The sequence below is a fragment of the Solibacillus faecavium genome (assembly GCF_014836905.1).
GTDB classification, from domain to species: domain Bacteria; phylum Bacillota; class Bacilli; order Bacillales_A; family Planococcaceae; genus Solibacillus; species Solibacillus faecavium.
The window spans coordinates 149,775-173,937 of the sequence record NZ_JACSPZ010000006.1 but is presented as its reverse complement, the minus strand read 5'-3'; the positions used below and the strand labels follow the sequence as shown (position 1 = coordinate 173,937).

27 protein-coding genes are annotated in these 24,163 nt (G+C 38.2%); 4 read left to right on the top strand and 23 right to left on the bottom strand.

Annotated features, from left to right (window positions below; all coding sequences use genetic code 11):
• Position 1: 1 nt before the first annotated feature.
• Positions 2-2,755, top strand: coding sequence for a DEAD/DEAH box helicase (locus H9635_RS13510; protein ID WP_191700830.1), 2,754 nt, complete (start codon positions 2-4; stop codon positions 2,753-2,755).
• 174 nt (positions 2,756-2,929) lie between these two features.
• Here the strand turns inward: H9635_RS13510 and H9635_RS13505 are convergent, their stop codons facing one another.
• Positions 2,930-3,340 (bottom strand): single-stranded DNA-binding protein, encoded by a 411-nt coding sequence (locus tag H9635_RS13505; protein WP_191700829.1) that lies wholly within the window; start codon positions 3,338-3,340, stop codon positions 2,930-2,932.
• Between the two features lie 257 nt (positions 3,341-3,597).
• Here H9635_RS13505 and H9635_RS13500 point away from each other — a divergent pair, with 257 nt between their 5' ends.
• From H9635_RS13500 to H9635_RS13490, 3 genes are all read left to right on the top strand, one after another.
• Positions 3,598-4,026, top strand: a complete 429-nt coding sequence (locus H9635_RS13500) for a YwpF-like family protein (RefSeq protein WP_191700828.1) — start codon at positions 3,598-3,600, stop codon at positions 4,024-4,026.
• Between the two features lie 165 nt (positions 4,027-4,191).
• Positions 4,192-5,160, top strand: a complete 969-nt coding sequence (locus tag H9635_RS13495) for a nuclease-related domain-containing protein (protein WP_191700827.1) — start codon at positions 4,192-4,194, stop codon at positions 5,158-5,160.
• A 203-nt stretch (positions 5,161-5,363) separates the two neighbouring features.
• Positions 5,364-5,594: a hypothetical protein gene (locus H9635_RS13490; protein ID WP_191700826.1), complete on the top strand. Its 231-nt coding sequence runs from the start codon at positions 5,364-5,366 to the stop codon at positions 5,592-5,594.
• 363 nt (positions 5,595-5,957) lie between these two features.
• Here the strand turns inward: H9635_RS13490 and H9635_RS13485 are convergent, their stop codons facing one another.
• The 22 genes from H9635_RS13485 to wecB all read right to left on the bottom strand — a co-directional run bounded on the left by H9635_RS13485 (position 5,958) and on the right by wecB (position 24,063).
• The gene (locus H9635_RS13485) at positions 5,958-6,326 is read right to left on the bottom strand and encodes a hypothetical protein (RefSeq protein ID WP_191700825.1); all 369 of its coding nucleotides are present in this window, start codon (positions 6,324-6,326) and stop codon (positions 5,958-5,960) included.
• 112 nt (positions 6,327-6,438) lie between these two features.
• The gene (locus tag H9635_RS13480; RefSeq protein WP_191700824.1) at positions 6,439-6,822 is read right to left on the bottom strand and encodes a hypothetical protein; all 384 of its coding nucleotides are present in this window, start codon (positions 6,820-6,822) and stop codon (positions 6,439-6,441) included.
• 190 nt (positions 6,823-7,012) lie between these two features.
• Positions 7,013-7,450, bottom strand: a complete 438-nt coding sequence (gene fabZ / locus H9635_RS13475; protein ID WP_191700823.1) for a 3-hydroxyacyl-ACP dehydratase FabZ — start codon at positions 7,448-7,450, stop codon at positions 7,013-7,015.
• A 172-nt stretch (positions 7,451-7,622) separates the two neighbouring features.
• Positions 7,623-7,913 (bottom strand): DNA-directed RNA polymerase subunit beta, encoded by a 291-nt coding sequence (locus H9635_RS13470; protein WP_191700822.1) that lies wholly within the window; start codon positions 7,911-7,913, stop codon positions 7,623-7,625.
• A 25-nt stretch (positions 7,914-7,938) separates the two neighbouring features.
• Complete coding sequence (locus H9635_RS13465) at positions 7,939-8,778, bottom strand: flagellar hook-basal body protein (RefSeq protein WP_191700821.1); 840 nt, start codon at positions 8,776-8,778, stop codon at positions 7,939-7,941.
• A gap of 66 nt (positions 8,779-8,844) precedes the next feature.
• Positions 8,845-9,687 (bottom strand): flagellar hook-basal body protein, encoded by an 843-nt coding sequence (locus tag H9635_RS13460; protein ID WP_191700820.1) that lies wholly within the window; start codon positions 9,685-9,687, stop codon positions 8,845-8,847.
• A gap of 71 nt (positions 9,688-9,758) precedes the next feature.
• The gene (gene mreB / locus H9635_RS13455) at positions 9,759-10,751 is read right to left on the bottom strand and encodes a rod shape-determining protein (protein ID WP_318245218.1); all 993 of its coding nucleotides are present in this window, start codon (positions 10,749-10,751) and stop codon (positions 9,759-9,761) included.
• A gap of 191 nt (positions 10,752-10,942) precedes the next feature.
• A complete protein-coding gene (locus H9635_RS13450) occupies positions 10,943-11,209 on the bottom strand; it encodes a sporulation transcriptional regulator SpoIIID (RefSeq protein WP_191700818.1) in 267 nt (88 codons plus the stop codon).
• Positions 11,210-11,359: 150 nt separating this feature from the next.
• Positions 11,360-12,010, bottom strand: coding sequence for a M23 family metallopeptidase (locus H9635_RS13445; RefSeq protein WP_191700817.1), 651 nt, complete (start codon positions 12,008-12,010; stop codon positions 11,360-11,362).
• Positions 12,011-12,059: 49 nt separating this feature from the next.
• Positions 12,060-12,932: a stage II sporulation protein D gene (spoIID, locus tag H9635_RS13440; protein WP_191700816.1), complete on the bottom strand. Its 873-nt coding sequence runs from the start codon at positions 12,930-12,932 to the stop codon at positions 12,060-12,062.
• 268 nt (positions 12,933-13,200) lie between these two features.
• The gene (gene murA, locus H9635_RS13435) at positions 13,201-14,502 is read right to left on the bottom strand and encodes a UDP-N-acetylglucosamine 1-carboxyvinyltransferase (protein WP_191700815.1); all 1,302 of its coding nucleotides are present in this window, start codon (positions 14,500-14,502) and stop codon (positions 13,201-13,203) included.
• Between the two features lie 364 nt (positions 14,503-14,866).
• The gene (locus H9635_RS13430; protein WP_191700814.1) at positions 14,867-15,109 is read right to left on the bottom strand and encodes a DUF1146 family protein; all 243 of its coding nucleotides are present in this window, start codon (positions 15,107-15,109) and stop codon (positions 14,867-14,869) included.
• A gap of 142 nt (positions 15,110-15,251) precedes the next feature.
• Positions 15,252-15,659, bottom strand: coding sequence for a F0F1 ATP synthase subunit epsilon (locus tag H9635_RS13425; RefSeq protein WP_191700813.1), 408 nt, complete (start codon positions 15,657-15,659; stop codon positions 15,252-15,254).
• Between the two features lie 23 nt (positions 15,660-15,682).
• Positions 15,683-17,098, bottom strand: a complete 1,416-nt coding sequence (gene atpD / locus H9635_RS13420; RefSeq protein ID WP_191700812.1) for a F0F1 ATP synthase subunit beta — start codon at positions 17,096-17,098, stop codon at positions 15,683-15,685.
• A gap of 48 nt (positions 17,099-17,146) precedes the next feature.
• On the bottom strand, positions 17,147-18,004 hold the full coding sequence (gene atpG / locus H9635_RS13415; protein WP_191700811.1) for an ATP synthase F1 subunit gamma: 858 nt from the start codon (positions 18,002-18,004) through the stop codon (positions 17,147-17,149).
• A gap of 103 nt (positions 18,005-18,107) precedes the next feature.
• Positions 18,108-19,616, bottom strand: coding sequence for a F0F1 ATP synthase subunit alpha (gene atpA / locus H9635_RS13410; RefSeq protein WP_191700810.1), 1,509 nt, complete (start codon positions 19,614-19,616; stop codon positions 18,108-18,110).
• A gap of 29 nt (positions 19,617-19,645) precedes the next feature.
• A complete protein-coding gene (locus H9635_RS13405; RefSeq protein WP_191700809.1) occupies positions 19,646-20,182 on the bottom strand; it encodes a F0F1 ATP synthase subunit delta in 537 nt (178 codons plus the stop codon).
• A complete protein-coding gene (gene atpF, locus H9635_RS13400; RefSeq protein ID WP_191700808.1) occupies positions 20,179-20,700 on the bottom strand; it encodes a F0F1 ATP synthase subunit B in 522 nt (173 codons plus the stop codon). Before atpF ends, H9635_RS13405 begins: the two co-directional genes overlap by 4 nt.
• A gap of 170 nt (positions 20,701-20,870) precedes the next feature.
• Complete coding sequence (gene atpE, locus H9635_RS13395) at positions 20,871-21,095, bottom strand: F0F1 ATP synthase subunit C (RefSeq protein WP_191700807.1); 225 nt, start codon at positions 21,093-21,095, stop codon at positions 20,871-20,873.
• Between the two features lie 75 nt (positions 21,096-21,170).
• Positions 21,171-21,896, bottom strand: coding sequence for a F0F1 ATP synthase subunit A (atpB, locus tag H9635_RS13390; protein WP_191700806.1), 726 nt, complete (start codon positions 21,894-21,896; stop codon positions 21,171-21,173).
• Between the two features lie 30 nt (positions 21,897-21,926).
• A complete protein-coding gene (locus tag H9635_RS13385) occupies positions 21,927-22,298 on the bottom strand; it encodes an ATP synthase subunit I (protein ID WP_191700805.1) in 372 nt (123 codons plus the stop codon).
• Between the two features lie 610 nt (positions 22,299-22,908).
• The gene (gene wecB / locus H9635_RS13380; protein WP_191700804.1) at positions 22,909-24,063 is read right to left on the bottom strand and encodes a non-hydrolyzing UDP-N-acetylglucosamine 2-epimerase; all 1,155 of its coding nucleotides are present in this window, start codon (positions 24,061-24,063) and stop codon (positions 22,909-22,911) included.
• Positions 24,064-24,163: the final 100 nt, after the last annotated feature.

The following is a 24,163-nucleotide window of genomic DNA, read 5'->3' as shown; positions in this document are numbered from 1 at the left end:
TATGCATTATTTATTTAATACAAAGCTACCCTTTTTAAAAGTATTTCGCATTAAGCTTACGGAGTTACGTCCTGGTTACTTCCGCGCTACTGCGTACAATAAAAATGACTTAATTTTACCGACAGCCAACTGGATTCCGTCGCTATTTTTTAAGTTTGAACAAAATTTCTATGGATTAAGCACTTCGTTGGAAGAACGTGATTTAATCCTATCAGCAGCTCAATTGCTCGATGTTCTATCACCTGCTAACCGTCATCCATTTTTGGACTTTGCTGCTTATGACGAAGAAACCGCTGAGTACTTTAAGACATTGCAAACGACTTTACCACTATGGAACGCTCCAACACTTTGGCAACAGGCAACAGTGACAGCAGATGATTTTGCTTTTCCAAATGACCTATTACAATATGCGGTTGAACAAAAATTGATGGACGCAGGGTTAACTAAGGAAGATACATTGGCACTCATTCCTTTTTTCCAAAATGGTGGTTGGCCGATGCAAACTTCACATGTTTTTGACGGTGTTAAAATGGCACTACGCTTAAGCGAACCAGAAGAAAATGAAGAAAACTGGGTTTTAGAAACCGTCCTTATTAGCCCCAGTTCCGTTAAACATTGGACACCTGCTTCGTCAAAACGCAAACTTCTAATTGAAGAGGCATTGCCGAAAAAATGGAGTACGATTGCAAATAACATTGAAGAGATACAAAAGCAAATAATTGATTTAATTCAATTAAATGCGGAAAGTACGCACTTTATTCATACCCAATTCAATGATCTTGAAGTTCGTGATTTTCTGCGTCAAGAACTAGCCAAATTACAAGCATTAGGTTTTGAAGTAATTTTACCTGCATGGCTTAAAGAATTAAGGCAATCTAAAATGCGCGTACGAGTAAGTGCAAATAACCAATCCGCTCGAAGTGTGGCAGGTCTTGACGATATATTAACATTCAAATGGCAGTTTTCAATGAATGGCGAAGAAATTTCAGCTGAGGCTTTCCAAAAACTTGTGGACGAAAAACGGGAATTTGTTCGTGTCGGTACAGAATGGTTCCGAATCGATGCAGAATGGCTCAATGAAATGCGTGAACTGATGGAACAGGCGAAAGAAGAAAATTGGACAGTACGCGATTTACTGTTCCGTGAACTCCCTGAAACGCTGACTGCGCCTTTGGAAGATGAAGGAGATTCAGATGCCGAGCGTGATGACCCATTATTCGCATTTGAGATGCAGCAATCTCTTCAATCCTATATTGACCAGCTGCAAAATAAAAAAGGATTACCAAAAATCAAAGTACCAGCTAAGCTTCATGCTGAGTTACGTCCATACCAGCAGGAAGGTTTTGAATGGCTCGTCTTTATGCGTGACCAGAAATTTGGTGCCTGTTTAGCTGATGATATGGGGCTTGGTAAAACTGTACAGCTTATTACGTATATGCTGCATACAGTATCCGTGCTCCAAATTGATAAACCGACATTAATTGTATGCCCTACATCCGTTGTCGGAAACTGGCAAAAAGAGCTAACACGTTTCGCTCCTGATTTAGAAGTCTATACACATTATGGACCCCGTCGTCTAAAAGGCGATGATTTAACAAGCTATGTAGCGACACAACGTCCTCATGTCATTCTTTCGACATATGGAACGGTTACTCAGGATGCGGATGATTTACAGCAAATTGATTGGTCGACAATCGCTTTGGATGAGGCACAAAATATTAAAAATATGCAAACATTACAATCCCGTGCAATCCGTAAATTAAAGGGCGAACATCATATTGCGTTAACTGGAACACCTGTTGAAAACCGACTTTCCGAGCTTTGGGCCATTTTTGATTTTATTCATAAAGGGTATTTAGGTAGCTTTACGAAGTTTGCTGATAATTTTATTACACCAATTGAACGGGATGAATCAGAAACACATAAGCGCGTTTTACGTATGAAGATCCGACCATTTTTACTGCGTCGTTCAAAGAGAGATCCCGAGCTTCAGCTAAACTTACCGGAAAAGCAAGAATCGCTTGAATTTTGTGCTCTTACACCTGAGCAAGCTGCACATTATGAAGGATATATTCAAGATACACTGGCATCACTTGAACAACTTACTGGTTTTGAGAAAAAAGGGCGTATTTTAAAAATGCTCAATAAATTAAAACAGCTATGTAATCACCCTGCGCTATTCTTAAAAGAGCCATTTGATAGTGCCAATAGTATGGTTAATCGTTCAGTAAAGCTAAAGCGTATTATTGAAATGACAAAGGAAATTATTGATAATGGTGAACAATGTTTAATTTTCACTCAATACATCGGAATGGGTAATTTAATCCAGCATTGTTTAACAGAGCTTTATGATGTGGATGTCCCGTTCCTGACCGGGAGCATGCCAAAACAACAGCGCGACAATTTAGTCGAACAGTTTCAGGCAGGTGAATTCCCTGTATTTTTACTTTCGCTTAAAGCGGGCGGTACCGGGCTCAACTTAACTGCAGCTACACATGTACTCCATGCTGATCGATGGTGGAATCCAGCAGTTGAAAACCAGGCAACAGACCGGGCTTATCGAATCGGGCAAACACAGTTTGTACAGGTGCATAAGTTTGTTACGATTGGGACAATTGAAGAGAAAATCGATAAAATGATTGCAATGAAATCTACACTGTCCGAAGAATTAATACAATCGAGTAAATGGCTGACAGAGCTTGATGATTCAGAATTAATGGATTTACTCGTTCTCGATACTGGCAATTTAAAATAATAAAAAGAGTCTACTTTTACGCCATGAAGTAGACTCTTTTTCATGCTTACTTCACTACTTATATTCAGTTGTTATAGGATTGTGAGAAAGAATGTACTACTGTGCGGTCAAACAGTAGATTAAAGCTGTTCACCTCCGCTATAGGAATTTACTTTTAGGAGAGTACACAATAATTTAAAGTGTTTTTACGAGTTTGCTGTCATGTTCAGGTAGTACGAAATCTGCTGAAATAGAGGGCTGTGATGCAAGTATTTCTGCTTCACCAGGGGTTTTTAATGCATAAAATTGGACTTCCTCCGCATTCACTTCCATCGTATACACCTTTTGGTTATCACGATTTGTATAAGTTCTTGACTGTATACGTCCTTTAATACCGATGAGCGAGCCCTTTCCACAATACTTCGTGATTACTTCGGCTATTTTCCCCCATGCAATACATTGTACGAAATCCGCATCCACCTTCCCTTCACTATTTTTGTATGGGCGGTTGACGGCGACGGCGAAACTTGTTTGCACACGCCCTTCCGATAATTGTCTGAGTACAGCATCTTTCGTCGTTCGTCCAACAAGTCCAACATGATTCATTCTTTGACCTCCCTTCTTTCGGAACTAGCTTTATCATAGCTGATATGATTCTTTTTTGGCAAAACGGCAAAATGACAATTTCAAGCGATATGAGCTTCGAAAAATTTTATTTAGCCTACTTGGTTACAGACTGATTTTTAGGTAAATGCTAATAAACAGTAGCTTGAAAGCATTAATTTAAGTATGCTGATTCTTACAGTTTCGCATTTTTTATATGTTATACTTTTACAAAAGACAATTGAGGGGGGATTTAATAATTGAAGACATTTAAAATGCTTGGTTTCGATTTATTACTTTCGAATGAAATTAAAAAGATCCCTTTAATTGATGGGATTATTATAAATCAGGAAAACAGCCATCAAATGTGGATTTTAGAGCTTTTTACAGAAGATACATACTATGATTTTTTCCAAAACTATATCACATCCGGCGAAGCTATTGATGCACGTGCAATTATCTCTCTTCCTGACAATGAACCCGCACCATTCGCTGTTGTCGTGCACTCCATTACAAAATTGGACGATAAAATTTCAGTACTTATAAAAGGTCGCTTAAAGGCACAACGTAAAAAATACGCGGAGCTATTATTAGGAAAGCTGCTTGAGGATGGTTTACGTAACGATGAACTTCTTGAGGCATTTGAACAAGGGATGCGTAATCGTCCTTCATTAAAAGATAAAAAATGAAAGTACAGTAATTGATACTGTGCTTTTTTTGTAGAATTGAATATTTAATATGAGCAGATATGGTGTAAAAAGCAATTTACTTTAGCAAACGATTTGAAATTGAAATTTTGGTGTAATTTGTAAATGAATTTCACACATCGTATATTTATGGTGGAGGTGAAATCAGTGCAAAAATCAAGGCATTACCTTTATACAGAAACCTTAATAAAACGAATTTTACCAGATGACTATGAGGTGAGTTCAATTCAGCAGGAGTTTTATCGGTTGGAGGCGGGATTATCGGGTGAAGTGAAGCTAAAGCAAGCTCTTTCTGACTATTTTTTTAAAACGGAATATCACATTATTTATAATTTCGAATGTATAAATGAAAATGGCTTCTCGCACCAAATTGATGCGATTTTAATTACTCCATTCTTTGTTTTGATATTTGAAGTAAAGCAACTATCCGGCGCATTATTCTACAAACCTGGACAGCATGAATTTTTCCGCATCCATAACGACAAGCGTGAAAATTTCCGGAATCCGCTTGATCAAGTATACCGCCACCAACTATTTTTGGAACAATGTTTGCGGAAATGGCAAATCAATATTCCTGTTTATTTTGCTGTCGTCATTGCAAATTTCCAGGCAACCTTGGATGCATCATTGGACAAATTCCCTATTTTTCATATTAGCGGTGTTCCTAGTTTTATCGAAAATCTATACTGCACTACATCTAAAACAAATGCTAATATTGATGTTATTTTTGCAAAGCTTAATCAACTTTATAACCCTCTTCCTCCACGCCGTTTCATAAGCCCGAATCGACTTCGTAAAGGTGTCCTCTGTAAACAGTGTAATTTTGAAAATACTATGTATTATCATTATGGTTTATTTATTTGTAATTTCTGTAATTTGAAAAGCCGTTCTGCCCTTTTCGAAACATTCTATCACTACCGTACTTTAATTAGCGAAAAAATTACTAATCAACAGTTCCGCGAGTTTTTTGGAATTCAAAGTATCCAAGCTGCTTCAAAGCTTTTAGTACGACTCGGCCTCGAGCGCCATGGTACGAAAAAAGGTACTTATTATATTATTCCCGAAGACATTTTACAATGGGAAGAAAGAAGACCGCGAAAAGCACGCATTAAGTAACTTTAGCGGATGAAGATTATAATAAAAAAATGGCATATTTTCTATTTGACGATTATCATCGCTGAAGTGGCGAATATCCGATGCTAGGTGACGAATACCTCAGTCCAATTGACGATTATCGATTCATAAGTGACGATTATCTTGATCAAAGTGACGATTTTTTTCTATTTGACGATTACTGAGGCTGAAGTGGCGAATATCTGATGCTATGTGACGAATACCTCAGTACATTTGACGATTATCAATTCATGAGTGACGATTATCTTGATCAAAGTGCTGATTTTTTCTATTTGACGATCACTGAGGCTGAAGTGGCGAATACCTCAGTACATTTGACGATTATCGATTCAGAAGTGACGAATAACTTGATCAAAGTGACGATTTTTTTCTATTTGACGATTATCATCGCTGAAATGGCGAATATCCGATGCTGAGTGACGAATACCTCAGTTCATTTGACGATTATCTTGATCAAAGTGACGATTTTTTTCTATTTGACGATTACTGAAGCTGAAGTGACGAATATCCGATGCTAGGTGACGAATACCTCAGTACATTTGATGATTATCAATTCATAAGTGACGAATAACTTGATCAAAGTGGCGGTATTTTTTCTATTTGACGATTATCATCGCTGAAGTGGCGAATATATAATGCTAAGTGACGATTATGACAGAAGACTTGACGATTATCGATTCAAAAGTGACGAATAACTTGATCAAATTGACGAACAACCCCAAAAAGCTCACTCGGAACCAAAAAAACCAGCGTCCTAATTGAACGCTGGTTTCCTTTTATTAACGGTTGTCTATCTTGTCTTTATCATCGCGGTCTTTTTTATCCTCAATGATATCTTCTTGGTTAACGGATGGTGCACCTGGTGCAGTTACGCCGTTATCACCATTTGGACCGCTTGAGCCATTCGGTACATTGGTATTGTTGTCCATTGTACTTTCATTTGTTTGCCCGTTTTGGCCATTTGCATTTGGATCAACCGTGTCAACCGTATCATCAATGACGTCACGTGTATCATCCATTACATCATTGACACCATTTTTAACATCCCCCGCAGGAGTATTGCCGTTTTGAGCGTTGTCGTCGTTGTTACATGCCGCTAAAAATAACGCCGAACCAAGTGAAAGTGCTAACAAAAATGATTTTCGCATAAAAAAATCCCTCCTCTCCGTATGCATTCATTGCTCAATCACATCATGTCCTCATGTGATCGTACATAGATTGCCCGGGAAAAGAAGGATCTATCCTACAAAAAAAGTGTGGTTATTTTAATTTATCTTTTAAAAGCTGTTCAACATAAGCGGCTTCTGCTTTGCAGTCAAATTTGAAATTTGTTCCTAATTTTTTCTGCAATTGAGCAATGTCTTTCTTTTGCTTTTCTGTTGGCTCTTCATTTAAAATTTTTGCAATGACCTCATCCATTTTCTTTGCAATTTCTTCATGGAATTCTGTGCTAAGCAAAATGTCTGCCGGTATTTTATCAATCCAAGCTGCATTTTCCTTAAAATAATTTTGCCAGCTTGCCATGAAGTCTTCCATTGAAAACTTTTCTTCATCCCAGCCAATGCTTGCTAAATAAGCTTCAAACGACGTCGATATTGATCGTGTAATGCTAATTTTTACGCCTGAAGACAGTTGTTTATACATCTATTTTAAAACCTCCTACGTTTAAAGCCGAACTTCGCTCATTATATATGAGTGTTTGAAACTTCCATAAAAAGGGGTAACTTACAATAATCTCACTCTTTGTAATATTTGGTAACTTTTTGTGAAAAGATGTCGGATAATATCTTTAACCTTTATATTTTATAATCTTTATGTTATAAATGCAAATCGCTTACTTTGGCTGTTCTGGTCCAATAGCAAACAGAATTTCACATTCACATACGAGCTCGCCGTCAACCGTTGCAGTTCCTCGGCCTTTACCCATTTGTCCACGCAATTTTATAAATTCGACTTCCAACTTTAATTGATCGCCCGGTACAACTTGGCGTTTAAAGCGACAATTATCTATACCTGTTAGGAAAACAAGTCTCCCTTTATATTGTGGTGCATTTAATAGAGCAACACCGCCAACTTGAGCCAATGCCTCGACAATTAAAACACCTGGCATAACCGGATAGCCCGGAAAATGACCATTAAAAAATTCTTCATTTATCGAAACGTTTTTTAAACCTAGTGCACGCTTTCCTTCTTCTATTTCCAGAATGCGATCTACTAATAAAAACGGATAGCGGTGTGGTAATATATTTTGAATTTGTTCTGAGTTTAACAAAATAATCCCCCTCATTACTCTATAATATTATGTATATAAATGTTCCCAAATATGTATGGCTCATTAAAACAACGAAAGGATGGAAGAAAAGCGCATATTCCCTGCTGCTTTTGTTCCGCATATACTTTTTCGTTGCAAAGGGATTGCTCGGTAATGATCTTCCCGACAATCCCTACTCTTTCCCATTTATAATATTGAGAAGATGCTGCCATGTATCGCCTTTTAAAACATCTGATGTCGCGCCATCCCCTATAATACTATAGCCAACAATTAGCCCTGCAATTGTTGCGATGCCAAAGACAAGGATGACAACTATTATACGCAGCCAAATGGGAATTAGACGAAGTCGGACCCAGCGAGTAGGCTGATCCGTATTGGGCTCAGAAACTTCTTTTAAGCTACGTCTCGTCTTTTTTGCTGGAGACGCTTGTTGTACAACTCGTCTATCTAACTCTTTTGTCATAAATTTTCTCCCCTAGAAATACTGCTTAGCGAATGCCGTTAATTAGTCCAAGCATTTGGTCTGCAATAGTTACTGCACGTGTATTAAATTGATATGAGCGTTGTGCCTGAATCAGATTGGTCATTTCTTGCGATAAATCTACATTCGACATTTCAAGCGCACCTTTTTGAATACCTACTTGACGATTCGCTCCCTGTAAATCCGTTAGCACTTGTGCTTGTGTAAATCCAAGCTCGCCCAGGTTTTCCGGTAACCCAATATATGTCCCACCCTGTAATTTTTCCATTACTTGTGGTTTTTGCAATGATGAAATACCTAGTTGAAACGTTAAGGTTGTACCATTTTCATAGTTCGCAACTAAAGTACCATCAGGATCCATCGTGAATTGTGTCACATCATCTGGGAAAGTTATCGGTTGACCGTTTGCATCTGCTACTTGGTATCCGTCACTGTTCACAAGTGTCACAATTCCAGCTTCTGTAGGAGATACGTAAAAGCTACCATTACGTGTGTATGCAGTACGCACTTCACCTGCATCATTTTGCATCAATACATTAAAGTATTGATTTTTCGTTGTTAAAGCAAAATCCAAATCACGTTCTGTTAATTGGATTGAACCCTGTGCCTGGTTTGATTGAATTTGACCAATTTGTGCCCCAACACCATAACGAATGCCTACTGGCGTATCCCTTACAGTACGGTCATATTCATCGTTTTTAAACTGTTGATAAAGCATTTCAGAAAAATTTGCCTGCTGCGCTTTATAACCATGCGTATTACTATTTGCAATATTTGAACTGATTGTATCTAGTTGCTGTTGAACTTGTGACAATGTGTTTGTCGCAGTCATCATTGTACGTAACATTTTCTAGTACCTCCCTAATTATACGAAACTTCGACGGTTAAAGAAAATCATTTGCCATTTCCTTATTTAGTTAACGCGCCCAATTTCGTTTACGGCTTTCTCCATGCTCTTATCATATGCCTGCAGCACTTTTTGATTTGCTTCAAATGCGCGATATGCGGTTAAAAGGTCTGTCATTGCTTTTGATGCATCGACATTTGAACCTTCTAAATACTGTTGTTGCATTGAAAACTGAACATTTGCCTGGCCGTATGCTGAAGGTAAATCGACACCATCCAATGTCGTAAATAAACCATTTTCTTGTTTCATAAGTACATCTGGATTTTCAGAAAATGCGACACCTAATGTGCCAACCTGTACATCATTTTCGTCAAAAATTGCACCATCTGCACTAATACGAATATTGTCGTTTGAAAATTGCAGACGCTCGCCATTCGAATCTAATACAAATAGTCCTTGAGGATTTACTAGATTCCCTTGTCCGTCCATCGTAAAGTTCCCGTTACGTGTATAGCTTTCTACACCATTTTCATTTTCCAGACGGAAAAATATTTGAGCAGAATTGCCTGAAGCCTCGTCAATTGGTAACGAACTATTTATTAATGCTACATCTGTCGTTAGGCCTGTAGAGTAAATTTGGCCTTGCGCTTGATTAGGCATTGTTTCTTGTAAATATACGCCAGCATTTAACGCGCCCACTGGATTTAGCTTTTTTAATGCAAAGCCCTTTTCGGTAGGGATTGTTGTCGAATTTACTGCAGACATTAACATATCCGGAAAAGAACGAATTGTCGTTTGGTCTGATTTGAAGCCAGGTGTATTAGCATTGGCCATATTATTTGTCAGAATTTCTGTTTTACGTTGTTGTGCAACCATTCCTGTAGCTACTGTATAAAAACCTTTAAACACCCTTTTCACCTCTAATTATGTTTGTATTTATAATTTATCGGTAAAATTTAAAGAATTATTAGTAATTTAACTTATTTATTTACCGCACGATCAATATTGTCTAGCATAATTCCAGTTCCAATTGCGACACAATCCATTGGGTTTTCCGCAACAAATACAGGTACTTTCAGCTCTTCAATTAACAGCTGGTCAATCCCGTGCAATAATGCACCACCGCCTGTTAAAATAACACCTCGATCGATAATATCTGCCGATAATTCCGGTGGCGTTTTTTCCAGTACATCTTTCGCTGCCTGAACAATCATCCCAATCGATTCTCGCAATGCTTGCTCAATCTCTTCTGAATTGATCTCGATTACTCTTGGTAAGCCAGTAACCATATCTCGACCGCGAATTTCCATTGTGTCTTTTCGTCCACCAGGGAAAACTGTACCGATTGTTGTTTTAATATTTTCTGCTGTGCGTTCACCGATTAACAGCTTGTATTCTTTCTTTATGTATTGCAAAATATCATTATCGAATACATCCCCTGCGACTTTTATAGATTCGCTTGTTACAATATCCCCCATAGATAGCACCGCAACATCCGTTGTACCTCCACCGATATCAACGACCATATTGCCACTAGGCTGGAAAATATCCATTCCTGCTCCGATTGCTGCAACTTTAGGTTCTTCTTCCAAGTATACTTTTTTGCCGCCTGATTTTTCTGCAGCCTCACGAATAGCTTTTTGCTCAACGGAAGTAATATTAGTTGGACAGCATATTAAAATACGTGGCTTTGACATAAAACCTTTTAAGTCCAATTTATTAATAAAATGCTTTAGCATTGCTTCTGTTACATCAAAATCAGCAATTACTCCATCTTTTAATGGACGAATTGCAACGATGTTTCCAGGTGTACGTCCTACCATTTGACGTGCTTCTTCACCGACTGCCAGTACTTTATTTGTCTTTTTATCAATCGCTACTACAGATGGCTCATTTAAAACAATCCCTTTACCTTTTAGGTGAATGAGTACATTTGCAGTACCTAAATCTATCCCAATATCTTTAGAAAACATGTTTTGTAATTCTCCTTCCGACCTTTTCAACATGCATACGAATCTTTATATCTGTATCTTAGTTATTTTATCATATACAATACTTAATTACATCAATATTATGGGAAGGTTTTTCCTTTATAATGGATTTTAATGGAATAATTCTGGAGTTATAATCACTTAAAAAAGCATTTAGTTGCTATAAAAACAGCCTAAATGCTTTTTTCTTGTTGCTTTGATATCCATTTTTTACGTGTTGCTTCACCACCGCGTAAATGGCGAATTGATTTGTTGTAGGATAATACCTGTTGTACTTGTAGCGCAAGTGGTTCATTCACTTGTTTTAGGCGCTCTGTCAAATCTTTGTGTACAGTACTTTTAGAAAATCCCGTCATTTTCGCGAGTGCACGCACGGTTACCCCTGTCTCTACCAACAGTTCACCCAATCGAACGCAGCGTTGCCGAATATGTTCGTGCACGTCCTCTCCCTCTCTATCTCAATTCTAAAGAGCCTTGCTTTCTTAATATTTCACCTTATGTGAGTTGGCTCTTATTTATTCGAGTTAGAATGAAGGAATCGATGAGATCTTGCTAAAAACATTTCCGTATCTATCCATTTTGTCAGGAAATCAAAAGGATAAATATTTGTTCGGGTTCACTAATACCCCATTTTCAACAACTTCGAAATGTAAATGGATACCTGCTGTAGGATTCCATTCATTTTCTTGGGAAGTAGCGATTGGCTCTCCTTGAGAAACTTTATCTCCTTGTTTTACAAGAATATCTGCCACTGAGTTATAGCGCGTTTGCATACCGTTTGGATGCGTTAGGGTAATCATATTGCCCGTAAATGAATCCATCTTAACCTCAGTCACTTCACCGCTCATTGCAGCTACTACTTCAAAAGGCTCGCTATTAATCGCAATTGATACCCCAGTTGATGTTGTAAACACTTGATTAAATACTAGTAATGCATTTTCTCGTGTTGCTTCATCTTTTGTCACATCATAAAAATCTTGTAAAATTGTTACTTCACTTAAGTATTGTTCTTTAAATGGATACTTTAATGTTTCCTGAGCTGTAGAAGTTGGAATAATTGTTTCTTCCACTGGTGCAGTTACTTCAGTTAATAATTCTTTTTCTTCCTGACTTTCGTATAAAGCGGTAAAACTAAAAATTACAGCCACAATCATTAATGCCATACTACTGTACGCTACCGGCCAAAACCACTTTTTTTGTGTAAATGGTTTCTGAGAAGGCTTTTGTTTAACTTCTCTCATGTTCATCACCTCAAGTGAAAGTGTAGACAGGAGTTTCAAAAGTTAAACATTATTTTTTACAATAATTTATCAATTTTAAGGTAGTATTTGGATAATAATGCGCAAGTATTTGTTCAGCTGCTGTTCCACTATGTGCCATCGCATTGGCCCCATACTGGCTCATACCTACCCCATGCCCGTACCCATAGGTCGTAATTGAAATACCGGTAGCTGTAGCTGACCATGTAAAACTGCTGGATTTTAAATTTAAAAGTGTTCTGATTTCTCGTCCTGACCAGATTTTTTTCCCAATTTTTATCTGCTCTATACGTTTAGAATCATTGAGCTGAATTTTAGCGTTTTGTAATTCGGATTTCGTGAATTTCTGTTGAAGCATTTTATTTAGTTGCTCAAATGTGTAGTGCGTTTCTTCAGGGTCGACTTTTTCAGGTGAAGTGGTAGTTTTTAAGTATGGAATGGAATTACCGCTATAATTTTTGGCGGATTCTGTTTGTTGATAGGACGCAGCATGAAACATTGCGGTAATTAGTTCATCATTGTAGGTGAGGATTTGATTGGCTGTTTGCTGAACGGCTTCTGTTAGTTTTTGTTCATATTCTGCAAAGGTAGTTTGCCATTTTTGTTCACGTAAATTTTGATCATTGTATACTTGGTGTGCGGTCGTTGTAAGAATTGGTTTTGCTCCATAGTCTGTCTGCTTCAATACGTATGTGCGTGCAGCAATAGCCTGAGCTTTCAAAGCTTCTAAATGGAAGCTTGCCGGCATCTCTCCTGCAAGTACACCGATTAAATAGTCTTCAATTGGTATTGTTTCATTGTTTGCAGTTATAAGTAATGGACATGACGCTGTTTCTGTTATTGGATCAGCTGAAGTAATATTTGGTTTTTTAGTCTTAAAAGTAAGAGGGATTAAAAATAACAAAACACAAATGATAAAATAAATTATAATTTTTTTCATGAGACAGTATATGAGAAGGTTGGAGGATTATGAGTTGGATTATTTAAGAGAAAATGTGGTATGAACATTCTACTTTATATTGTCATTATCTGTTTTTCGGGACATATATTTTACTGAATAGGAATTTTCGTTGATTCCTATATAAACTCTCTATTATTTATAAAATCTCCCGAAAATTAAAAAGCATTCCGAAAACTTTACTAGTCCTCGAAATGCCTTAAACTATTTATTTTTATACTGATACGATTGTTTCCTGTAAGATTTCTTCTTCTGTATCAATACGCTCAATATGGGCACCTAGAGAAGCCAATTTTTTGTGGAAATCAACATACCCTCGGTCTAAATGGTGTAATTTTGTTACTCGTGTTATACCTTCCGACACTAACCCAGTTAATATAAGTGCTGCTGCTGCGCGTAAATCTGTAGCTGAAACTTCAGCTCCCTGAAGATTTTTTCCACCTTCAATAAATACAGAGCGTCCTTCGATCTTTGCATCTGCATTCATTCGACGGAATTCTTCAACATGCATGAAACGGTTTTCAAAAACTGTCTCCGTAATGATGCTTGTTCCGTTCGCTGTTAACATTAAGGCCATCATTTGTGATTGCATATCGGTAGGGAATCCTGGATGTGGCATAGTTTTGATATCCACCGCTTTTAAGGGGTCATTTGAACGTACGCGTACGCCTTCATCTTCCTCAATAACTTCAACGCCCATTTCGCGCATTTTCGCGATTAATGCCGTCATATGCTCAGGTACTGCATTTTCGATAAGTACATCACCACGTGTAATTGCTGCTGCTACCATAAATGTTCCTGCTTCAATACGATCTGGAATAATGTAATGCTCGCAACCTTTTAGTTCCTTAACACCCTCGATGCGTATAGTATCTGTACCGGCACCGATAACACGACCACCCATTGCGTTAATAAAGTTTGCTAAGTCTACTATCTCAGGTTCTTTTGCAGCATTTTCAATAATCGTTGTACCTTTTGCAAGTGCTGCTGCAGTCATGATATTTTCTGTAGCGCCAACACTTGGGAAGTCTAAATAGATTTCTGCGCCTTTTAATTCATCTTTCACCTTTGCTTCCACATAACCATGTCCAAAGGAGATTTCAGCACCCATTGCCTCAAAGCCTTTTAAATGAAGTTCAATAGGACGAGAGCCAATAGCACATCCGCCAGGTAATGCAACACGTGCATAGCCGTTACGTGCTAATAGTGACCCCATCACTAAAATCGATGCTCGCATTTTACTAACAAACTCAAATTGTGCTTCACTTGATAGTTTCATAGAGGCATCTATAATCATTTCATTATTCTCAGCATTAAACTCTACAATCGCATTTAAACTTTTTAATACTTCACCAATCGTTCTAACATCTGCTAGGTTTGGTACGTCTTTAATCATATTTTTATTTTTAGAAGCTAATAGAGAAGCAGCTAAAATTGGCAATACGGCATTTTTTGCACCTTCAACACGTACTGTACCTTTTAGAGTCTGACCCCCAGTAACAATAATTCTCTCCACAATTCGTCCCTCCGAATTCAATTCTCATATAATAAATGGATAAGTTCAATTTAACAATAATTATTTTAAACTTCATTTGACTTCAATTTTACACACAAAAATCATACTACATTTATTGGTACTGTATTTCAAGCACCCAAATTACTATTTTAAGCTAATTTTTCTGAAAAGGCTATTAAATTATAATACGCAGCGCAACTATTTAATGTGAATAGACAAATTTCCACAAATAAGTACCACCATCTACTAACTACCCAAAACCTGTATATTCGCAAACGTCTATATTTCCTAGGAAATTTTATTTCTTGGAGTGAAAAACAAACAATTATTGCTCCCTACAAGAAATAAAATGGTCACATCCCCTTTAACCGAATATATAAGGGATGGTTTGAGACCAATCCAAAAAATTTAAAAAGAAGTCTGCTACAGCTGAGCCGATTGCAATACTCACAAATATATAGAAGAGCTGGATCTGAAACGTTTTCCCTTTTTTAAATAATTGTTCAATACGTAAGCCCTGTAATGCATAAAGAGCCATTCCTATAAATATAATATATGCTAAAACATTAATGATTGCCTGTTGACCAGCTTCAACAAATAAATCCATTTTTCTCCACTCCTTTTATACAACGAAAATATGTTTTGTGCAATATTATGACGAATCCTACTTTCAACTTTTTTTATTACTCGAAAATATGTTACACCCAAAAAAAGCGGGCAGAGAGACCTCTGCCCGCGTGTCATCAAATTTAGATGTTACCCTCATGAACGTTGATACGATTCATCGCACGATTTAAAGCTAGTTCCGCACGTTTGAAATCGATGTCATCTTGTTTCTTTTGAAGGCGACCTTCAGCACGCGCTAAAGCTTCTTTAGCACGTGCAATATCGATTGAAGCAGCAACTTCAGCAGAAGGAGCCAAAATCGAAATTTTATCAGGACGAACTTCAATGAAACCACCGCTAATCGCTGCAACTTCTGTCGTGCCATCTGCTTTTTTAAGCTTCACTGCACTAATAGCAAGTGGAGCAACCATAGGAATATGGCCAGCTAAGACACCGATTTCACCTGAAGTCGTTTTAGCGATTACCATCGTAACCTCTGAATCGTATACTGAGCCGTCGGGAGTGACAATATTGACTGTAACTGTCTTCATATTTTTTCCTCCTCGTCAGCTAATTAAACTTGTACGCCCATTTCTTTAGCTTTCGCTACTACTTCATCAATTGAACCAACTAAACGGAAAGCATCTTCTGGTAAGTGATCCCATTTGCCATCAAGGATTTCCTTGAATGAACGAACAGTTTCTTTAACAGGTACATAAGAACCTTTTTGACCAGTGAATTGCTCCGCTACGTGGAAGTTTTGAGATAAGAAGAACTGGATACGACGAGCACGTTCTACAGTTTGTTTATCTTCATCAGATAACTCATCCATACCTAAGATAGCAATGATATCTTGTAACTCACGGTAACGTTGGATTGTACGTTGAACACCAGTTGCGATTGCATAGTGTTCTGGTCCAACGATTTCCGGTGATAATGCACGAGAAGTCGAAGCTAGTGGGTCTACCGCTGGATAGATACCCATCTCAGATAATTTACGCTCAAGGTTAGTTGTTGCATCTAAGTGGGCGAATGTTGTAGCCGGAGCCGGGTCAGTATAGTCATCGGCTGGTACGTAAATCGCTTGGATAGAAGTTACAGAACCTTTTGTAGTAGATGTGATACGCTCTTGTAATTTACCCATTTCTGTAGCAAGTGTTGGTTGGTAACCTACCGCTGAAGGCATACGACCTAATAGGGCAGAAACCTCAGAACCTGCTTGTGTGAAACGGAAAATGTTGTCGATGAATAAAAGTACGTCTGCACCTTGCTCATCACGGAAGAATTCAGCCATTGTTAAACCAGTTAAAGCTACGCGCATACGTGCTCCAGGTGGCTCATTCATTTGACCGAATACCATTGCAGTTTGTTTGATTACGCCTGAATCTGTCATTTCGAAGAATAAGTCGTTACCCTCACGAGTACGCTCACCTACACCTGCGAATACAGAGATACCTGCGTGTTCTTGTGCGATGTTGTTGATTAATTCTTGGATTAATACTGTTTTACCTACACCGGCACCACCGAATAGACCGATTTTACCACCTTTGATGTATGGTGCTAATAAGTCTACTACTTTGATACCTGTTTCAAGGATTTCTACAGTAGTTGATAATTCATCGAATGTTGGAGCTTCGCGGTGAATTGAATCACGACGAACGTCTGCAGGAATTTCTTCACCTAAATCGATAACTTCACCAAGTACGTTAAATACGCGACCTAATGTAGCATCACCAACTGGTACTGAGATCGGTGCTCCTGTGTTTGTTACTTCTGCTCCACGTTGTAAACCATCAGTAGATGACATGGCAATTGTACGAACAGAATCGTCACCTAAGTGAAGCGCTACTTCTAATGCAAGAGTAGTCGGAGCTTCGTTAGGACGTTCAATTTTAACTGTTAATGCGTTATAAATATCTGGTAATTGACCATTAGCAAACTTTACGTCTACTACTGGACCCATTACTTGAAGAACGTGTCCGTTGTTCATTACTTTGTACCCTCCTATCGTATTCTTATACGACGTTGGTGAATGCGCCTATTCTAAGGCAGCAGCTCCACCAACGATTTCTGTAATTTCTTGTGTAATCGCCGCTTGACGTGCACGGTTATATTGTAGAGAAAGGTCTGCAATAAGATCGTTTGCATTGTCTGTAGCGTTTTTCATGGCTGTCATACGTGCTGAATGTTCACTCGCTTTTCCATCTAATATAGCGCCATAAATTAAGCTTTCCGCATATTGTGGAAGTAATACTTCTAAAATGGCTTCACCTGATGGCTCAAATTCATAAGCAGCATCGCTTGATGAAGGTGCAATATCAGTTAAAGGAAGAACTTTTTTCACAGTCACTTCGTTTTGAATAGCAGATACGAAGTGATTGTAGTACATATAAAGTTCATCATACGTACCGTCAATGAACATACCAACAGCATTACGAGCGATTTCTTTAATATCAGCAAATGATGGTTGGTCTGGAAGACCGATAACATCTGCGATAACATTGTGTCCACGCTTTACAAAGTAATCACGAACAACACGACCTACTGCTAAGATTACATACTCATCTGTAGAGTTGTGACGTTTAATAATAGTGTTTTGAACCTCACGTAAAATGCTTGAGTTGTAAGCACCTGCTAACCCGCTATCAGAACCGATAACTAAGTAAGCTGTTTTCTTAACAGGACGAGACGTTAACATTGGATGTCCACTATCTTTAGTACCTGCTGCGATTGCGCCTACTACCTCTTGAATTTTCTCCATATATGGAACGTAAGCCTTAGCGTTTTGCTCTGCACGGCGCAACTTTGAAGAAGAAACCATTTGCATTGCTTTAGTAATTTGTTTCGTAGACTTTGTAGAGTTAATACGACCTTTAATTTCGCGTAAGTTTACCACTGGTATTTCACCACCTTTTGATTTTTATCAAGCTCTTATTAAAAAAGAGTTGTCCAGTTTTTCACGCTTTATAAACATGCGTGAAAAACCGTTCAATTCTTACTTACTCAGATTTAGCGAAAGTCTTTTTGAATGCGTTAATTGCTTCAACATACTCTGCATCTGGAGCAAGTTCTTTAGTTGTACGAACATGATCTAAAACATTTGTGTGGTTTGTATCTAACCAGCTTAAGAATTCGTTTTCAAAACGAACGATATCTTGTACTGGAATATCATCTAAGTGACCTTTAGTTAATGCATAAAGGATCGCAACTTGTTTTTCAACTTTAAGTGGTTTGTTTAAGTCTTGTTTTAACACTTCAACTGTACGTTTACCACGCTCTAATTTACCAAGCGTAATTGGGTCTAAGTTAGATCCGAACTGAGCGAATGACTCTAATTCACGGAACGCTGCTAAGTCAAGACGTAATGTACCTGCTACTTTTTTCATCGCTTTGATTTGTGCAGAACCACCTACACGTGATACTGATAAACCAGCGTTGATTGCAGGACGTACACCTGAGTTGAATAAGTCAGATTGTAAGAAGATTTGACCATCTGTAATAGAGATTACGTTTGTTGGGATATATGCAGAGATATCGCCCGCTTGCGTTTCTACGAATGGAAGCGCTGTAATCGAACCATTTTTGTAAGTTTCGTTTAACTTCGCAGCACGCTCAAGTAGACGGCTGTGTAAGTAGAATACGTCACCAGGGTAAGCTTCACGACCTGGAGGACGGCGTAGAAGAAGTGAAAGTTCACGGTATGCTGATGCTTGTTTAGTTAAGTCATCATACACGATTAATACGTGTTTACCATCTAACATGAATTCTTCTGCCATAGAAATACCTGCAAATGGAGCAAGGTATAATAATGGAGCTGGTTGTGATGCAGAAGCTGTTACAACGATTGTGTAATCTAATGCACCGTGCTTACGGAAAGTTTCAACTACGTTACGTACAGTTGATTCCTTTTGTCCGATTGCTACGTAGATACAAATCATATCTTCGCCTTGTTGGTTTAAAATTGTATCGATTGCTACAGATGTTTTACCAACTTGACGGTCACCGATGATTAACTCACGTTGACCACGACCAATTGGAACTAAAGCGTCGATCGCTTTAATACCTGTTTGTAATGGCTCATGTACTGATTTACGTGCCATTACACCGAAAGCTGGACTTTCGATTGGACGAGATTTTGTTGTGTTGATTGGACCTAATCCATCCACTGGCATACCAAGTGGGTTTACAACACGGCCAATTAGTGCTTCACCAACTGGTACTTCCATAATACGACCTGTACGACGAACCTCATCGCCTTCTTTGATGCCTAGGTAGTCTCCTAAAATTACGATACCAACGTTACCTTCTTCTAGGTTTTGTGCCATACCCATAACACCGTTTGAGAACTCTAAAAGCTCTCCAGCCATGGCGTTGTCGAGGCCATGAGCACGAGCGATACCGTCACCAACAGTGATAACTGTACCTACTTCGCTTACTTTTAATTCCGATTGATAACCTTCAATCTGCTGTTTAATCAGACTGCTGATTTCTTCAGCTTTGATGCCCATGTATGTTCACCTCTCACATTTCTTAAGATTTAGCCAACTAATACTCGTTTTAAGTCCTCTAGCTTAGAAGCTACAGTGCTGTCGAAAATATAGTTGCCGATTTGAACGCGTACGCCACCAATTAATGACGCATCGATAATGTTTGTAATGTTCAGTTGCTCTTTGCCGACTAACTTACTGAAAGCAGCAGAAATTTCTGCTCTCTCCCCTGCCGTTAACTCGCGCGTAGAGTAAACTTTTGCATCTGCAGAGCCTTGAGCAGCTGCTGCTAATGCTTGATACTGTTCTGCTACAGCTGATAATTCGTTTAAACGTTTCTTTTCGATTAAGAATTGAACCATGTTAATTACGATTGGCTGTGCACCAGTTAAAACTTGTGCAATCAGTTCTTTCTTACGGTCAGTAGAAATTTTAGGAGCAGATAGTAATGCTATAAACTCATCGTTTAAAGCCAGTACTTTTGTAAGTTCCTGCAAATCTGCACTTACTTCAGTAAGAACGTTTTGTTTAATTGCTAATTCATACGTTGCTTGAGCATAGCGATTTGCTACAGTCGATTGACTCATTTCGCTTCGCCTGCCTTCGCAATCGTTTCTTTAATTAATGCGCTGTTATCAGCTTCGGAAATTTCTTTCCCAAGAACTTTAGACGCAGCAAGTACTGATAATGAAACGACTTCTTCACGTACAGCAGCGATTGCTTTTTCTTTCTCTGCTTCGATATCACGAACAGCAGATTCTTTTAAACGGTTCGCTTCAGCGCGTGCAGCGACAACGATCTCTTCGCGTGTTGCTTCGCCTTGCTTTTTAGCACCTTCAATAATTGATTGCGCTTCCGTACGAGCTTCTTTAAGAAGGCTCTTTTGTTCTTCTAATAGTGCTTGTGTTTCTTTTTTGGCTTTTTCAGCCGCGTCGATACCGTTTGCAACTAACTCTTCACGTTCGCGCATAATACCCATTAAAGGACCCCAAGCGAACTTTTTAAGAAGTGCCATTAATCCTAAGAAAATCACTAATGTTGCGATAGCGTCTCCTAAGTTAAGGCCAGTAGCACCTGCACCTAGTACAAGATAATCTAAAAACACGATTGTTTCACTCCCTTCAAGAGCTTGAATAGAAATCTATATTTTGTATTACTTTTTATTCATTTTAAAATTTGTAAAAAAAGGGTACTCCTTTTTTATACAAAACTAATGGCGAAGGGTTTCAAAAGAATTCTACTTCGCCACTGGGTTTAAAATAATCTTAATGAAGACTATTGGTTCATTACGATGAATGCGATTACTACTGCGATGATCGGTAATGCTTCTACTAACGCTACCCCGATGAACATTGTAGTTTGAAGAACGCCACGTGCTTCTGGTTGACGAGCGATACCTTCTACTGTTTTTGAAACGATAAGACCGTTACCAATACCTGCACCTAGTGCTGCTAAACCGATTGCGATTGCTGCTGCTAATAAACCTACTGAACCTACCATTGATAATATCCTCCTTGGATGTGTTGTTTTTTTTTTTTCAAATTGCCGCGCTACAATGAATGCGGAAATTTATAATTAATGGTCTGCACTCACTTTGTGAGCCATATAAACCATTGTTAACATAACGAAAATGAAAGCTTGGATAAACCCGATGAAAATTGAGAATCCCATCCATGCCATCATTGGTACGATTGCACCGAAGAAACCAAACACACTTGAAACTGCTAAACCAGTTAGTAACGTTAGTAAAATCTCACCGGCGTAAATGTTACCGTAAAGACGTAGACCAAGAGTTAGCGTATTTGCGAACTCCTCGATAATTTTTAACGGGAACATAAATGACATTGGTTGGACGAATGTTTTAGCATAACCACCTGTACCTTGCATTTTCACGCCGTAATAATGTGTTAATACTAGAATCATCGACGCTAATGTCATTGTAACGACTGGATCGGCTGTTGGTGATTTCCACCATAAATCACTGCCATACAAAATACCACCCATTGGTAAACCAAGTAAGTTGGATACGGCAATGAACATGATTAATGTAATACCTAGAATGTGGAAGCGACCGCCTGTTTTCCAGTCCATGTTACTCTTAATAATATTTTTCACGAAATCCATAATCCATTCCATGAAGTTTTGCATACCAGTCGGTTTTAATGCGAGTCTTCTTGTAGATACAACTGCGATTAAAAATACGATGGCTGCTGCTGCTAAAAGAGTTAACACTGTAGATAAGTTGAAAGTAAGCGTCATAAAGCCTAAATCCAAGTGGAGCTCTGGAGCTGTATGATCCATTTTTGCATTCACCTCTCTTTCAAATGCACCTTAGTGGCTTTTTGTTTGATGTACAATTCTTTCTACTACTAAAAAGATGTACGGAATCATCAGCCCAATGACCGTGCTTATTAAATGAAAATATTGTGGCAACGATATTGCGATTGCGACTGCGGCAACACCTGATCCAAAGCGAAGCGCTGTACCGATAGATGCTACTTTTGTCCCTTCACTAATGGAACGGTCAAATTTTTCCATACGTCGAACTAATATCCAAAAGTTATACGTACCAAAGAACGCACCCAGGGCTATACCAGCAAATACAGAATCATATGGCGAAAATCCCCAGCCTAACGCACAAACAACAAGCAAAAAAAAGAACGCTTTCTTCTGCATTGTAAAAATGTGATGCAAATTTAGCATTGGCAATTAATCTCCTGAAACTTTTTCGAGTAAAGAAAGTGTTCATCGACCATTAAATGAATTAAAATCGTAGTGAATGCACTACAAAATTAGAGGCCGTTACAAGTACTAAATAATTTTTACTATAGACAAATCACATAGTAAACATTCATTTCATACTTCTAAATGTCTCTTAATCTTCACGGACTTAATCCAGACGCAACGTTGCAAATTGACGAATTTCGTTTCAACCGTCAATCTAGTAGAAACTTGATATAACAAGTGTTTCAACGTCTTCAGACTAAACGAAACCCTTATCATTCTTACCCTTTGTAAGCATACAATAGGGGGTTTTTGATGTCAATTAGTAATGGTGAAAAACTTCACACAGTTAAATTCCTTGTCAAATTGTTGACAAATTTGTGTATTCTTGTTCATAATTATTCTCTGCTTTTTTTCACTAAAGCTAAAATTCGCTATTTCATGCATTTTTTCCATTCCCACTTAATATGAAGCATCATAGAAAAATTTTTTTAGCAATAATAGCGAATTTTGCTATTGACAAAATAGAAATAAGTGTAATCTCCTATTTTTCCCTCTTAAATGTTAAAATTATTGCGCTAGGATAAGTTTATCTAGTTTCTGCATTTTTAATTATATCTTCCAATAGTTGCTTTTGTGCGAACTTTAACAATGCTTCCACGATACGAGCAGATGCAAATCCATCACCATATGGGTTCGATGCATGAGCCATCGCTTCGTATGCTTTAGTATTTGTTAATAGTTCTTTCGCCATTGAGTAAATAACTTCCTCATCTGTACCAGCAAGCTTTAATGTACCAGCCGCAATACCTTCCGGACGTTCAGTCGTATCGCGTAATACGAGCACTGGCTTCCCTAACGATGGCGCCTCTTCCTGTACTCCACCTGAATCAGTTAAAATCATATACGAACGGGCTGCAAAGTTATGGAAATCAAACACTTCCAATGGTTCAATTAAGTGAACTCTCGGGTTGTCACCTAAAATTTCATTTGCAACTTCTCGTACTGCCGGATTCATATGCACTGGATACACCACTTGAATATCTTTATGTTCATTTAATAAACGCATAATAGCACGGAACATATTGCGCATTGGATTACCTAAATTTTCACGACGATGTGCCGTCAGTAAAATCATTCGGTCTGTCCCTATCTTTTCAAGTACTGGGTGGGTATAGTTTTCGCTAACAGTAGTTTTCAGCGCATCTATCGCCGTATTACCTGTCACGAAAATTGATTCATCCAATTTATTTTCTTTTAGTAGATTTGCTCTTGATTGTTCTGTAGGAGCAAAATGCAAATCCGCCATTACACCCGTTAACTGTCGATTCATCTCTTCTGGATAAGGCGAGTATTTTTGCCCTGTACGTAAACCTGCCTCTACATGACCAATTGCAATCTGATTATAAAAAGCAGCTAAACTTCCGACAAATGTTGTCGCAGTATCTCCATGGACTAATACAATATCCGGCTTTGCCTCTTTCATTACACGGTCAAGACCAAGTAATGCATTTGTCGCTACATCGACTAATGTTTGGCGATCCTTCATTATATTTAAATCATAATTTGGTGTAATATCGAACGTTTCCAATACTTGATCAAGCATTTGACGGTGTTGCGCTGTCACAGTTACGATGGATTCAATTTCCTCTGGATGCTTTTCTAACTCCAACACAAGTGGTGCCATTTTAATTGCTTCTGGACGCGTCCCAAAAATCGTCATAACTTTAAACTTTTTCGTCATCATTCTTCTCCTTGTCTAATCTAGAGTATTAATTATTGTATTGATTCAGCAGTTGTTTCAAACACTGCCGATTCAAGATAAAACGCCCGTTACTTGTGCA